Source organism: Arthrobacter sp. Y3221157 (assembly GCF_059089865.1).
The window spans coordinates 1-12,111 of the sequence record NZ_JBNHFD010000105.1; the positions used below are offsets into that span (position 1 = coordinate 1).

Sequence of the window (12,111 nt, forward strand, 5' to 3'; positions counted from 1 at the left end):
CGCCCTGCCACAGTGGGCCAGCGTCCCGCAGGCGCTCCGTCGCAGGGCACTCCCGGGCTGGTCAAGCCCGCCCCGAAGGCCAAGGTGCGCCGAGCCCGGCTGCTGATCAGCAAGGTTGATCCCTGGTCCGTCCTGAAGATGGCCTTCCTGCTGTCCGTTGCCCTGGGCATCGTCACCGTGGTGGCTGCCATTGTCCTGTGGACCGTTTTGGACCTCACCGGCATCTTCGACCAGGTGGACAGCCTGCTCGGCACCCTGGCTGGCTCCGAAGGCGGCGGCTTCGAACTGAAGAAGGTCGCTTCCCTGGGCCAGGTGGCGTCCTTCGCCACCATTATCGCCGTGGTGAACGTGGTCCTGCTGACCGCACTGTCCATGTTGTCCGCCGTGCTTTACAACATTTCGGCCACCCTGGTGGGCGGCATCGGCGTCACCCTCACTGACGATTAGGACCCGTTTCCGCCGATCCCGGACCGGCGGAAACACCCGATTTGAGATCGGGCCGGGATGTGCTGTAAAGTCATGTCTCGGCCCGATGAGGCATCGGGGCGTATAGCTCAGGCGGTTAGAGCGCTTCGCTGATAACGAAGAGGTCCCAGGTTCAAGTCCTGGTACGCCCACGGAACCTGTGCAGGTTCAAGCGGAGGTTTGGTTCGGGTTAGCCCGGAGCCGGACCGGAACGGGGAGCATGTGAAGAAGTTGCTGGTACTTGCAGCTGCAATCGCAGGCATCCTGGTCTACCGCAAGGCACAGGAATCCGAAGCCCGGAAAACTGTCTGGAGCGAGTCCACCGATTCGGTTGACTAGCCAGGGCGCCTGAAATGGAAGCCGGTAAATGGCTCTCCGGTTCTAGGGTATGATTGACGGGTTGCTTCTTATGGGGGCATGGCGCAATTGGTAGCGCACCTGCTTTGCAAGCAGGGGGTTCGGGGTTCGAGTCCCCGTGCCTCCACCATAGGAAAGTCCCGGCCAGCGGAAACGCGGGCCGGGACTTTTGCTTTACCCACCCCGCTACCACGCACCATAGGGTGGAGCAGTGACCTTCTTCCTCGCGGCCATGGGCGTCCTGGGCGTTGCCTCCTCCGGCCCGCTGATCGCGGCCACCCTCGGTGCCACCAGCGTCAGCGCCCTCGCCATCGCCTTCTGGCGGAACGCCATTGCCGCTGCCGTGATGGCCGCACCCACCCTCATCCGGGAACCCCGCCAGTTCCGCACAATAACCCGCCGGGACTTCACTTGGTCCCTTGTGGCGGCCGCCGCCCTGGCCCTGCACTTCGCCTGCTTCATCACCTCGCTCCAGCTGACGTCGGTTGCCGCGGCCACGGCCCTGGTCTGCCTGCAGTCGGCCTGGATCGCCGTGTTTCAGCTGTTCCGCGGCGTCCGGCATCGCTGGCAGGTCCTCGCTGGGCTCGGCACTGCGTTTGTGGGCGTCGTGGCCATCACAGGCTTCGACATGGGATCGTCGCCGCAGGCCCTGCTGGGCGACCTGCTCGCGGTGGCCGGGGGCGCACTGGCCGGCCTTTACACACTGGCCGGCGGCAAAGCGCGGCAGAACATGACCACCAGCAGCTACACCACGCTGTGCTATGGGGTCTGCGCCGCCCTCGTGGCGTTAATGGCGCTGGTGGCCGGAGAGCCGCTGGCCGGCTTCGAGGCCGCGGGCTGGCTTGGCATCGCAGCCATCACCGTCTGCGCGCAGCTGGTAGGGCACACGGCGTTCAACCACCTGCTCGCAACCATGAGCCCCCTCCTGGTGTCGATGATCATCCTTCTCGAAATACCGGGCGCTGCGCTGCTTGCGGCGTTGTTCCTCGGGGAGACCTTGCCGGCCGGCACGTATGCGGGGCTGGGGCTGATCCTGGCGGGGCTCGCCGTCGTCGTCCTGGGGCAGAAGTCCGGAAGGACCGGCAGGTGCCCCACGGCACGCGGGGAGGAGCCGCCGTCGGAACGGCTGGTGGAGCTGGGGACGGACTAGCTACTGGCCGCCGCGGCGGACCGGCTGCGCCGTGTTCACGGTGTGGATGGCGCGTAGGAGCTTGGCCGGGAAGTAGACGGAGAAGAAAACCACCATCGGTGCCTTCAAGGCCATTTTCTTGACGTTGTGTGCCTTGTATGTGCGGTCGAACCGGGTGACGTAATAGCGGTAATCCCGCGGTGAATCCTCCAGCCGGCGGGCCGACATCCCGGACACCATCTGGGCGCAGTACTGCACTTTGAGCTCGTGGTCGGCCAGATGCAGGGACAGGTCGATGTCCTCGTGCATCTCGTCTTTCTCGTCCCGGCACGTTTCGGCCCGGATGGTCTCCCACGCGGAGGCCCGCAGCGCCATGTTGGAGCCGAACAGGAAGTGGTACTGGTGCTTGGCCAGCTTGAGCATGAGCTGGCGCATCTTGTCGTCCGCCTTCAGCCCGAAACGGCGCATCGGCATGTCGTAGTAGACCACCGGGCCTGTGGCTGCCTGCACCGACGGGTCAAGGAACGCCTTCTGCACCTGCTCCACCCAGTCCGGTTCCAGGACGGAGTCAGCATCGATCCGTCCCAGGATGTCGCCGGTGGCGTGGTCCAGTCCGAAGTTGCGGGTGGGAATCAGACCCTGCTCGCGGTCCTGGCTCAGCAGGATGATGGGGCTTTCCGGATACTCAAGCTGCATCTGCCGGACAATGTCGGCGGTCCGGTCTTTCGAGAGGTTGTCCACCACGATGATCTCGTGCGCCGGGACGGACTGGTAGATGGCAGCGATGAGGCACTGCCGGATGACGCCCTCCTCGTTATACGCCGGGATGACGATGGACACGCGGGGCAGCTCGGCTGCGTCGTTCAAGGCATCCCCAAGGGATTGATCGGCTGACATCACTTCAAATCTAGCACCGCAGGGCTGCTGCGCCCGGGACCGGAACCAGCGTCCTTGACCCGCCGCGTCCGCAAACAGCAGAAGGGGCCCCGTCATGGGACGGAACCCCTTCGCGGTGTATGCGGGTGACTAGGCCTGGCTGGCGCCCTTGTCCCCGTTCATGTTGGCAGCGATATTGTTGGTGGCCGTCTTCGCGTCAGTGGCAATCTTGGCCGTGGTTTCGGCAGCATCATCCGCCACGTGCTTGGCCTTGTCCGCCACGTCCCCGGACTTGCCCTTCACGGTGTCCGCACCCTCGGACACTGTGCCCGCACCTGCAGCGGCAACCGAAGCCGAGGCGTCGCCGGCCTTGTCCGCAGCGTCAGCCGTGGTTTCCTTGACCTCGTTGACAGTGGAGGCTGAAACCGGTGCCGGCGTCGGAGCCGGAGTCACGGGTGAGGGCGTCTTCCACGGGTCCTCAACGGGCTTGGAGGCCTTCCAGGCGGCAACGCCAGCAGCCACAGCCGCAGCGATGACGCCGAAGACCAGCCAGCCGCGCTGCTTCTTGGGCGGTTCCGGCTGGGCCAGCTGGATTCCCACGGTACGTCCGGCTTCCGTTGCGGCCGCCTTCAGCTGGGTGCCGGTAGCCTGGGCCTGCTCTTGGAGGGCGTGGATGATTCCAACGTCACCCAGCTTCTGGGCGACTGCATCCACGCGGGCCGGAGTGCCCTCCAGGGTGCGGTGGACGGCGTCGGACGCATGGCCGATCTGGTCCGAGAGCCGTGGAAGGTACTCCACCACAACGCGGTCGCGCGCGTTCAGGACCACCGGGGTGGCCCTGTCCAGTGCCTCGTGCAGGCGCGGTGAGGCGCCCTCGACGGCGTCGTTGATTTTCGGGGCGAGCTGCGCCAAGCCGTCCTGGATCCGGGGGGTCACGGTGGCAACGCCGTCGGCCAGGTTGTGCGCCGCCGTCTTCAGCCCTTCCTGGATCTTGGGAGAGGCGGTATCCAGGCTGTGCTGGAGGCGGGGAACCGCCCAGTCCACAGCTGCTTCCACGCGGGGGGCGGCCCAATCCTTGGCATTCTCAACTGCGCCGATGACTGACAGCTCAAGGTCACGGGCAATACGATCCGATTTCTTCACAACTACCTCCCGATTAATGTGACGGTCTGTGGTTAGCCTACGTGGCTTGATCTTCACCTGCTATTCCCACCGCGGATTTCAGGGCGATTTCACCCAGCGCGGAACTGCTGCAGCAGCCGCAACCGGCAGGGACCGGCGTGGAAGAATGGGCCCTATGACTGCAATCGCAACCGCAAAAGCAACCATCCACACGAGCCTCGGCGACATCGTTGTTAACCTCTTCGGCAACCACGCGCCCAAGACCGTCAAGAACTTCATCGGCCTCGCCACCGGCGAGCAGGCGTGGACCCACCCGGAGACCGGCGAGGACAAGACCGGCACTCCGCTGTACAACGGGACGATTTTCCACCGCATCATCAAGGACTTCATGATCCAGGCCGGCGACCCGCTGGGTCGCGGCACCGGCGGACCGGGCTACCGGTTCGACGACGAAATCCACCCCGAGCTCAGCTTCAACCAGCCCTACAAGCTGGCCATGGCGAACGCCGGCATCCAGATGGGCAAGGGCACCAACGGTTCCCAGTTCTTCATCACCACCATCCCCACCGACTGGCTGCAGGGCAAGCACAGCATCTTCGGCGAAGTGGCTGACGAGGAATCCAAGAAGGTTGTCGACGCCATCGAAGGTGTCCGCACCGGCATGGGCGACCGCCCCGTGGAGGACGTCACCATCAACAGCATCGATATCGAGCAGCTGTAACACCACACTATGAGTTACGGAATTCCGTCGGCTGAGCCGTCCGCCCAGGTCCCGGTATGCCCCCGGCACCCTGACCGGCCGTCCTATGTACGCTGCCAGAGGTGCGGGCGCCCCGCATGCCCCGACTGCCAGCGGGCGGCCGCCGTCGGATTCCAATGTGTCGACTGCGTCAACGAGGCAAAGCGTACGACGCCGGAGGTGCGGACTGTTTACGGCGGCGCCGTCGCCACCGGCAAGCCCAGGGTGACGTTCGCGATCATCGCCGTGTGCGCAGTCCTCTACGTCCTGCAGTGGCTGGTCCCCAATGACGCCATCTACCAGACCCTTGGCTTTGCCAACATCTACGCCGAGCCCCGGTACGGCCAGTTTGAGCCGTGGCGGATGCTCACCGCGGCGTTCCTCCACTCGCAGGGGTTCATCCTGCACATTGTGCTGAACATGTACATGCTGTGGGCCTTCGGGCAGGCGCTGGAGCCCCTGCTGGGGCGGGCACGGTTCCTGGCGCTGTACCTGATCTCGGCCATCGGCGGCTCAGTCGGCTACCTTCTGCTGACCCCCCTCTACGAACCCGGCAGGCCTCTCTATGGTGTAGTGGGCGCCTCGGGAGCCATCTTCGGGCTCTTCGGGGCTATGCTGCTGGTGCAGCGCCACCGTGGGGGTGACACCCGCCAGCTGTGGGTGCTGATCGCGATCAACGGCGTGATCGGTTTCGTTATCCCCCAGATCGCCTGGCAGGCCCACCTCGGCGGCCTGGTTGCAGGCGGGCTCTGCGCGGCAGTACTTGCTTATACTCCCCGCGGTCCTCGCCAAGGCATGCTTCAGGCGGCCGGGCTGGCAGCCGTACTGGTCCTCCTCGCCCTCGCGGCCTGGGTACGCGTCACGCTATAGCCGAACCGACCCCCCCGCCCACACGAAGAATAAGCCCCAGAATCCCCGGCACTCACAGGTGCCGGGGATTCTGTTTTTCCACAGCCCTTATCCACAGTGTTAATAACTTACATGCGTGTCATTCATGGCCCCTTGGTGCGCCAGCGTCCGCTTTCCGGGACTTTTCCATTCGGCGGGAAGCATTTCTCCACACTTGTGGATAACTCTTGGGGATAGGCATGTGCGTAAGTGGACAAAACGTCCAATTCGCGAAGTTTGTGGATAAGTCGGTACCCGCTGTCGCTTGCAAGGCACGGGAGATCACGGAAAGCGGTGCTTTCAACAGTCTTATACACACTGTTAATAACTTCCGTCCGTGTAGTTCCGGACCGCTTTACCGCCCGGATCCCAACGCACAGGCCTTGGCAGGCGAATAATCCCCAGATGGTTTCCACACCTGTGGATAACTTGTGGGTATTGAAATGTTGGTAAGTGGATAAGCTTCAAGTGCGGCTTGCCCATCACGCCCTCCAGGAGGACCTTCCTTGACCGCCACCCAGCACATCTTCCTCGACAAGCAGCATCCTGCTGTCTGGCGCGCTATCAACGGGCTGGCCCTGAAGGTCAAAGAAGCGGCCGCGGACGCCGGGATAGACGCCAGGACCCTGGAACTCCTCAACGTGCGTATCTCCCAGATCAACGGTTGCGCTTATTGCCTGGACCTCCACGTACGGGAAGCGCTCAAGGCCGGGGAAACGTCGCAGCGCCTGGCGGTGTTGCCGGCATGGCGCGATACGGCGCTGTTCACCGAGAAGGAACGTGCCGCGCTTGCCCTTGTGGAAAGCATTACGGAACTCCCCGGCCAGCAGCTCCGCGAGCAGGAGGAGGGCACGGCCAGGAAGTCCCTGACGGAGGAGGAATTCTCGGTGGTCAGCTGGGTGGCGGTCAGCATGAACGCCTTCAACCGCATCTCGATCGTGAGCCACCATCCGGTCCGGCGTGACCGCCAGGAAGGCTAACTGCACCGCCCCCAGTGGGGATTATCCACAGGGTATTCCACACTGTTAATAACCACGTGGCATGGGCATGTTTTACCGGCTGGCCCCCGTGGGCGCCGTACGGTCGATAACAGGCAGCGTTATCCGCAGGTTTTTCAACATTGTGGATAACTTTCCCAACAGCTGGGGAGAACGTCCTAGCGGCCTGGTTCCGGCCATACGCCGGAGGAACCCCGGCGGTGGCTGCCCAGGAGGTGGGTATCCACCATTCCGATTGCTTCCATCAGGGCGAACATGGTGGTGGGCCCCACGAAGGCGAAGCCCTTCTTACGGAGGGCTTTTGAGAGTGCCACCGACTCCTCGGACTGGGTGGGGATATCGGTGTGCACAACCGGGCGCGGCGTGGCAACGGGACGAAACTGCCACACGAAGTCCACCAGTCCGCCCTCCTGCCGCAGGGCAATGGTGGCCTGGGCATTCTTGATGGCGGCGAGGATCTTCATGCGGTTCCTGACGATGCCGGCATCCTGCATCAGCCGCTCCACGTCGGCGCCAGTGAACAATGCCACCGCGTCCGGATTAAAACCCTCAAAAGCGGTACGGAACGCCGGCCGCTTGCGCAGGATGGTTACCCAGGACAGCCCTGACTGGAAACCCTCCAGGCAGATCCGTTCGTAGAGGCCCTGCTCGTCGGTAACGGGAAGGCCCCACTCCTGGTCGTAGTACTCCCTGAGCAGAGGATCCGACGACGCCCAGGCCGGGCGGGCCAGGCCGTCGTCGCCGACTATCACCGAGCCGGCAGTGTCGGCAGCCATCCGGTTCCTCCTGGCGTCCGTCGGATTGTTGGAGAAGGGAGGCCTAGGAGCGCCAGCGCGTGGTCATCAGGAAGCCAATGATGGCAATGCCGAAGCCGGCCACGATGTTCCATGATCCCCATGCCTGGACCGGAAAGAGACCTTCGCTGATGTAGTACGTGATGATCCAAAACAGTCCAATGATCATCAGCCCGAACATGACGGGCTTGAACCATACGGGGTTCGGCTTGTACGCCTGCGGGGAAGCCGGCTGGACGGTGCTGTCGGTCTTCTTTCGCGGCTTTGACTCGGGCACTGGGTCTCCTTGGCGGGCTGGGCAAGCTCGGCGTGCCGGGCTTGATATCCTGCAAGAAGGAAATTGCCAGCGGTCTGCGCGATCTTGGACAAATCTGGATTCTTACTAGCAGCCAATTCTAGCCGGACTTCCTGGGCCGCCGGTGCCCAGCGGAACCGCCCCGAGGAGAACGCGTGGTATTGCAGGAGAAGGCGAGGCCCGCCGCTGCCCCGGCTGCCGGCGTCGGAATAGTACGCATGACCATCCAGGTACTTGGCGAACTCCTCATCACCGCAGGCATCATCCTCCTGTTATTCGTTGCCTGGCAGCTGTGGTGGACCAACGTGGAATCGGATGCGCGGCAGAGCGAAGTCATCAAGGAGTTCGCCCAGGACCTCGGCAACCCGCCGCCGGCCCCCGCCCCGCAGGAACCAGGCGGACCCGCTCCCGCCGAGGATTTCGGACCACCGGTGGTGGGAGCCGCCCCGGGCCACGCCGGAACTATCGGCATCATGTACATCCCCCGGTTCGGCACCAGCTACACCCGGCCCATCGTGCAGGGCACCACCAGCGACGTCCTGGACACCCTGGGCCTTGGCCATTACGCCACCACGGCCATGCCCGGGGCGGTGGGAAACTTCGCCGTCGCCGGCCACCGGCAGACGCACGGCGCAGTGCTGGACAACATCCATACCCTGGTTCCAGGCGACAAAATCTATGTGCAAACCAAGGACGGCTACTACGTGTACGTCTTCCGCAACAACCAGATCGTGATGCCCAGCCGCACCGACGTCCTGGAGCCGGTGCCAACCCTTCCCGGCGTCACACCCACGGAAAGCTACCTCACCATGACCAGCTGCAACCCGCGTTTCGGGGCGGAAGAGCGCATCATCGCCTACGCCCTGCTGGACAGCTGGCGGCCGGCCTCTGCCGGTCCGCCCGCCGAAATCGCCGCGCAGGTGGCGGCAGCGATAGGAAAGGGCTGAGGATGTACGGATGGATTTTCCGCCACCTTCCCGGGCCCTTGTGGCTGCGGATGGTCACCTCGCTGGTGCTCATTGCCGTTGCACTGGTATTGATGGTCCAGTTCCTTTTTCCGTGGATGTCCGAGTACACCCAGTTCACTGACTCAACGATTGGTGCAGCAAGCCAGCCATGACCACAACCAAGATCCTCGTGGTGGATAACTACGACAGCTTCGTCTACACCCTGGTGGGCTACCTCCAGGAACTGGGCGCCGAGACCACCGTGGTCCGCAATGACGACGTCACCCTCACCGAGGCCATCGAACTGGCCGGCACCCGAGACGGCGTCCTGATTTCACCCGGCCCGGGCAACCCGGCCGAGGCAGGTGTCTGCATCGAGCTGATCCGGTGGTGCGGGGAGAACAGCGTCCCGATGTTCGGCGTGTGCCTGGGACACCAGGCGCTGGCGGAGGCTTTCGGCGGCAAGGTGACGCATGCCCCGGAGTTGATGCACGGGAAGACGTCACAGGTGGAACACATTGGCACCAGCGTCTTCGCGGGACTCCCCTCCCCGGTCACGGCCACCCGCTACCACTCCCTGGCTGCAGTGCGGGAGACGATTCCGGATGTCCTGGAAGTCACCGCACAAACTGCCTCCGGTGTGGTTATGGGACTCCAGCACCGTACCGCCCCGCTGTGCGGTGTCCAGTTCCACCCGGAATCGGTCCTGACGGAGGGCGGTTACCAGATGCTCGGTAACTGGCTGGAGTCGCTGGGCATGAAGGGTGCGGCCGCACGGGCTGCCAAGCTGAGCCCGCTCATCCAGCACTGACGCACCCGGCGCTGGCCTAGAGCAGACCCTTCTCGCTGGGCGTGGCCGTCGCCGTCGGCGTCGGTGTCGGGGTCGCGGTGGGCGACGGCGGGGGTGGAGGCGGCGCCTTGGCCACCACGATGCTGACCGTCTTGCCCTGCTCCACGGCGGCGTTGACGGGATCGCTCTGGTCCGTCACGCGCCCGGCCTCCACCTGCCCGTTTTCCACCTCGATGACATTCGGGACCAGGCCCAGTTCCTTGAGGGCAGACTCGGCCTCCTCCCGGGTGCGGCCGCGCAGTTCGGGGACTGCCACCTTGCCCGTGGAGACCACCAGTTCGACAGTGGTTCCAACGCCCACCATCTGGCCGGGCGCAGGGCTGGTGGTGATGACGATTCCCGCCGGGACCGTGGCGCTGTTGGCGGTGGTGGTGGACGGGGCGCCCACCAGCCCGCTTTGGCGCAGAATGTCCCGGGCAGCAGCCTCCGTCTTGCCGGGAAGGCTCTCCGGAATCTTGACGGCGCTGGGACCTTCCGAGATGTTCAGGACCACCTCCGTGCCCGGGTTCAGGGCTCCGGACGCCGGTTCGGTGCCGATGGCGGTTCCCCTGGCCACGGTGTCATGCTGCAGCCGGACGATCCTGGGCGGCAGGCCGGCTTTGTAGAGTTCCTGCAGGGCGGCGGACTCCGTCATCCCGGCTACCGCCGGGATTTGCACCTGCACGATGGGTGCGGGCCGGTTCACCGTGTTGTACAGCCACAGGCCGCCGCCGGCCAGGACCAGCAGGGTGACCACCACCAGGGTGGCTATCCACGCACGACGGCGGGACGCCTGCCGCGGGGTCCCATCCCGCTCGGGAGCAAACCCCAACGGCAGGGGCGCGGCGGCCGGGTTCTCCTCCTCAGGGGCGGGCAGGGCGGCGGTGCCGCGGTCGGAGTATGCGGAGGTGGCGGCCAGCCGGCCGGTGGGAGCGTCATCCAGGAAACTCGCACCGGTGGCAGCGAAGGCCTGGGTTGCCGGCGCCGCTGCAGGCACATAGTCGTTGGGGTCGGTGGGGGCTTCCGATGCGGGGACTGCCATGACCGGAATTCCTGACCTCGCCGCGCGAAGGGCGCGCCGGAAGGCGGCGGCGTCCTGGAACCTGTCATCCCGGTTTTTCTGCAGGGCCTTGGCCAGCACGGAGTCCAGTGCCGGGGACACGTCGGGGTTCACGCTGCTGGCGGGCTCCGGGATCTCCCTCACGTGCTGGTACGCCACGGAGACCGGGCTGTCGCCGATGAAGGGCGGCCGGGACGTGAGCATTTCATAGAGCAGGCAGGCAGCGGAGTACAGGTCGCTGCGCGCATCCACTGTTTCGCCCCGGGCCTGCTCCGGCGACAAATACTGGGCCGTGCCCACCACGGCCTGCGTCTGCGTCATGGTGGCTGAGGAATCGGCGATGGCACGGGCGATGCCGAAATCCATTACCTTCACCGAGTCCGAGCCCTCGCAGTACATGACGTTGGCCGGTTTGATGTCGCGGTGCACAATCCCGGCCTTGTGACTGTATTCCAGTGCGGCCAGGACGCCCAGGCAATAGTCGATGGCCTGGTCTATGGTGACGCGGTTGGCGCGGATGAGCTCGCGGATGGTCTTGCCCTCCACGAATTCCATCACGATGTAGGGTACGCGGACGGATTCGGCGGATCCGTCCGGCACCCGGTGTTCCCCGGTGTCATAGATGGCAACAATGGACGAGTGGTTCAGCGCCGCTACCGCCTGGGCCTCGCGCCTGAACCGGGCCTGGAACTGGGGGTCCCGGGCCAGGTCGGGGCGCAGCAGCTTGATGGCGACTGTGCGCCCCAGCCGGGTATCGGTGCCACGGTAGACGTCAGCCATGCCACCGCGGCCGATCAGGCCGCCCAGTTCATAGCGGCCGTTCAGGACACGCTGGTTGTCCACCGGGAGGCTGTCCTCCCGGTGCATTGGGGTGCGCGGTGACTCATTCACTGGCTGTCCTGGGGCTACGGCTTGCAGGTTGGCGGGGCACCCGGAAGTTCACCGTCTGCGCAGTCAGGCAGCAGCGACGTCGCGGTGGGCGCTGCCACCGGCGACGTGGTGGGAGCCGGCGTGGGTGTCTGAGTGGGTGTTGGGGCCGGCGGGGCGACGGCGTAGGTGACGGTGATGGGCGATCCCACCGGCAACGGTCCGGTCGGGTTCAGTCCCACTACCCTTCCCGGTGCGGCCTCAGTGGTCTGCTGCGGCTCGACCGTCACTGCGAGGCCCAGGTTGGAAAGTTCCGACTGGACTTGGCGGTAGTCCTTGCCGAGGTATGCCGCCGGAATCACGTTGACAGTAGCCGGCTGGGGCTCCTGGGTGGGCGTCGGTGTGTCCCTCGTGACGGTGGGCGTGGGCGAGGCCCTTGTCGGGGTGGGGCTGGCGGTGGTGGTTTGTGGGCTGGACGACGGCGGGCTGGACGTTGCGCCCTCGGACGGGAACAGGATCCCCCGCTGGTTCAGGAAGAACCCCACCAACGCGAACAGCACCAACAGGATCAGGGCGATGAGGGGCCAGGTCCAGGGGCTGCGGCCCTTCCGCTCGGGCTCATCGGCGGGCTCGTCGTCGTACGTTGTCTCTTCCGGCACCCAGTTGCGCTCTGCAGCCAGCGCGTTGGCGCGGGCCAGCGGACCCTGCGGGCCGTCCGTATCGGCGGCGGATGCCCCGGCAGCCC

At 65.2% G+C, this 12,111-nt stretch carries 15 protein-coding genes and 2 tRNA genes; 11 read left to right on the forward strand and 6 right to left on the reverse strand.

Translation table 11 applies throughout. From position 1 onward, the window contains the following. From AC5RTT_RS18205 to AC5RTT_RS18225, 5 genes are all read left to right on the forward strand, one after another. Positions 1-447 (forward strand): DUF3566 domain-containing protein (locus tag AC5RTT_RS18205; protein WP_494146374.1); only part of this gene is annotated, 447 nt, incomplete at its 5' end. A 96-nt stretch (positions 448-543) separates the two neighbouring features. Further along, positions 544-617: transfer RNA gene (locus AC5RTT_RS18210), tRNA-Ile, on the forward strand. Between the two features lie 70 nt (positions 618-687). Continuing rightward, positions 688-804 carry a DLW-39 family protein gene (locus tag AC5RTT_RS18215; protein WP_235047105.1) on the forward strand — a complete coding sequence of 39 codons (117 nt, stop codon included), beginning with the start codon at positions 688-690 and terminating at the stop codon, positions 802-804. Positions 805-876: 72 nt separating this feature from the next. Continuing rightward, positions 877-952, forward strand: a tRNA-Ala gene (locus tag AC5RTT_RS18220). Positions 953-1,033: 81 nt separating this feature from the next. Next, positions 1,034-1,972 (forward strand): DMT family transporter, encoded by a 939-nt coding sequence (locus AC5RTT_RS18225; protein WP_494146375.1) that lies wholly within the window; start codon positions 1,034-1,036, stop codon positions 1,970-1,972. Here AC5RTT_RS18225 and AC5RTT_RS18230 read toward each other — a convergent pair whose 3' ends face one another. Further along, a complete protein-coding gene (locus tag AC5RTT_RS18230; protein WP_494011390.1) occupies positions 1,973-2,848 on the reverse strand; it encodes a glycosyltransferase family 2 protein in 876 nt (291 codons plus the stop codon). It abuts the gene before it with no gap. Between the two features lie 129 nt (positions 2,849-2,977). Further along, on the reverse strand, positions 2,978-3,970 hold the full coding sequence (locus AC5RTT_RS18235; RefSeq protein WP_494146376.1) for a hypothetical protein: 993 nt from the start codon (positions 3,968-3,970) through the stop codon (positions 2,978-2,980). A 154-nt stretch (positions 3,971-4,124) separates the two neighbouring features. Between AC5RTT_RS18235 and AC5RTT_RS18240 the strand changes: the two genes are divergently transcribed. The 3 genes from AC5RTT_RS18240 to AC5RTT_RS18250 all read left to right on the forward strand — a co-directional run bounded on the left by AC5RTT_RS18240 (position 4,125) and on the right by AC5RTT_RS18250 (position 6,556). Next, positions 4,125-4,670, forward strand: coding sequence for a peptidylprolyl isomerase (locus AC5RTT_RS18240; protein WP_009359538.1), 546 nt, complete (start codon positions 4,125-4,127; stop codon positions 4,668-4,670). Positions 4,671-4,679: 9 nt separating this feature from the next. Beyond that, positions 4,680-5,558, forward strand: coding sequence for a rhomboid family intramembrane serine protease (locus AC5RTT_RS18245; RefSeq protein ID WP_494146377.1), 879 nt, complete (start codon positions 4,680-4,682; stop codon positions 5,556-5,558). Positions 5,559-6,082: 524 nt separating this feature from the next. Continuing rightward, positions 6,083-6,556 carry a carboxymuconolactone decarboxylase family protein gene (locus AC5RTT_RS18250; protein ID WP_494146378.1) on the forward strand — a complete coding sequence of 158 codons (474 nt, stop codon included), beginning with the start codon at positions 6,083-6,085 and terminating at the stop codon, positions 6,554-6,556. A 176-nt stretch (positions 6,557-6,732) separates the two neighbouring features. On the opposite strand, the gene AC5RTT_RS18255 is transcribed toward AC5RTT_RS18250, so the two are convergent. Next, the gene (locus tag AC5RTT_RS18255) at positions 6,733-7,350 is read right to left on the reverse strand and encodes a DNA-3-methyladenine glycosylase I (RefSeq protein ID WP_494146379.1); all 618 of its coding nucleotides are present in this window, start codon (positions 7,348-7,350) and stop codon (positions 6,733-6,735) included. 43 nt (positions 7,351-7,393) lie between these two features. Continuing rightward, positions 7,394-7,645, reverse strand: a complete 252-nt coding sequence (locus tag AC5RTT_RS18260) for a cell division protein CrgA (RefSeq protein ID WP_494011385.1) — start codon at positions 7,643-7,645, stop codon at positions 7,394-7,396. A gap of 173 nt (positions 7,646-7,818) precedes the next feature. On the opposite strand from AC5RTT_RS18260, the gene AC5RTT_RS18265 reads away from it, so the two are divergent. The 3 genes from AC5RTT_RS18265 to AC5RTT_RS18275 are packed head-to-tail and all read left to right on the forward strand — an operon-like array spanning position 7,819 to position 9,421. After that, entirely contained in the window at positions 7,819-8,610 is a 792-nt protein-coding gene (locus AC5RTT_RS18265) for a class E sortase (protein WP_494146380.1), read from the forward strand. 2 nt (positions 8,611-8,612) lie between these two features. After that, positions 8,613-8,783 (forward strand): hypothetical protein, encoded by a 171-nt coding sequence (locus AC5RTT_RS18270; protein ID WP_494011383.1) that lies wholly within the window; start codon positions 8,613-8,615, stop codon positions 8,781-8,783. Next, positions 8,780-9,421 carry an aminodeoxychorismate/anthranilate synthase component II gene (locus AC5RTT_RS18275; protein WP_494146381.1) on the forward strand — a complete coding sequence of 214 codons (642 nt, stop codon included), beginning with the start codon at positions 8,780-8,782 and terminating at the stop codon, positions 9,419-9,421. The genes AC5RTT_RS18270 and AC5RTT_RS18275 overlap by 4 nt, the downstream gene beginning before the upstream one ends. A 16-nt stretch (positions 9,422-9,437) precedes the next feature. Here AC5RTT_RS18275 and pknB read toward each other — a convergent pair whose 3' ends face one another. Continuing rightward, positions 9,438-11,366, reverse strand: a complete 1,929-nt coding sequence (pknB, locus tag AC5RTT_RS18280; RefSeq protein WP_494146383.1) for a Stk1 family PASTA domain-containing Ser/Thr kinase — start codon at positions 11,364-11,366, stop codon at positions 9,438-9,440. A gap of 38 nt (positions 11,367-11,404) precedes the next feature. Beyond that, positions 11,405-12,111, reverse strand: a 707-nt coding sequence (locus AC5RTT_RS18285; protein WP_494146382.1) for a PASTA domain-containing protein, incomplete at its 5' end; no start/stop codon positions are given.

Coding starts and splice junctions, on each gene's coding strand:
- AC5RTT_RS18230 (WP_494011390.1), bottom strand. CDS start 2,848: ATGTCAGCCGATCAATCCCTTGGGGATGCCTTGAACGACGCAGCCGAG.
- AC5RTT_RS18275 (WP_494146381.1), top strand. CDS start 8,780: ATGACCACAACCAAGATCCTCGTGGTGGATAACTACGACAGCTTCGTC.
- AC5RTT_RS18245 (WP_494146377.1), top strand. CDS start 4,680: ATGAGTTACGGAATTCCGTCGGCTGAGCCGTCCGCCCAGGTCCCGGTA.
- AC5RTT_RS18270 (WP_494011383.1), top strand. CDS start 8,613: ATGTACGGATGGATTTTCCGCCACCTTCCCGGGCCCTTGTGGCTGCGG.
- AC5RTT_RS18240 (WP_009359538.1), top strand. CDS start 4,125: ATGACTGCAATCGCAACCGCAAAAGCAACCATCCACACGAGCCTCGGC.
- pknB (WP_494146383.1), bottom strand. CDS start 11,366: ATGCACCGGGAGGACAGCCTCCCGGTGGACAACCAGCGTGTCCTGAAC.
- AC5RTT_RS18255 (WP_494146379.1), bottom strand. CDS start 7,350: ATGGCTGCCGACACTGCCGGCTCGGTGATAGTCGGCGACGACGGCCTG.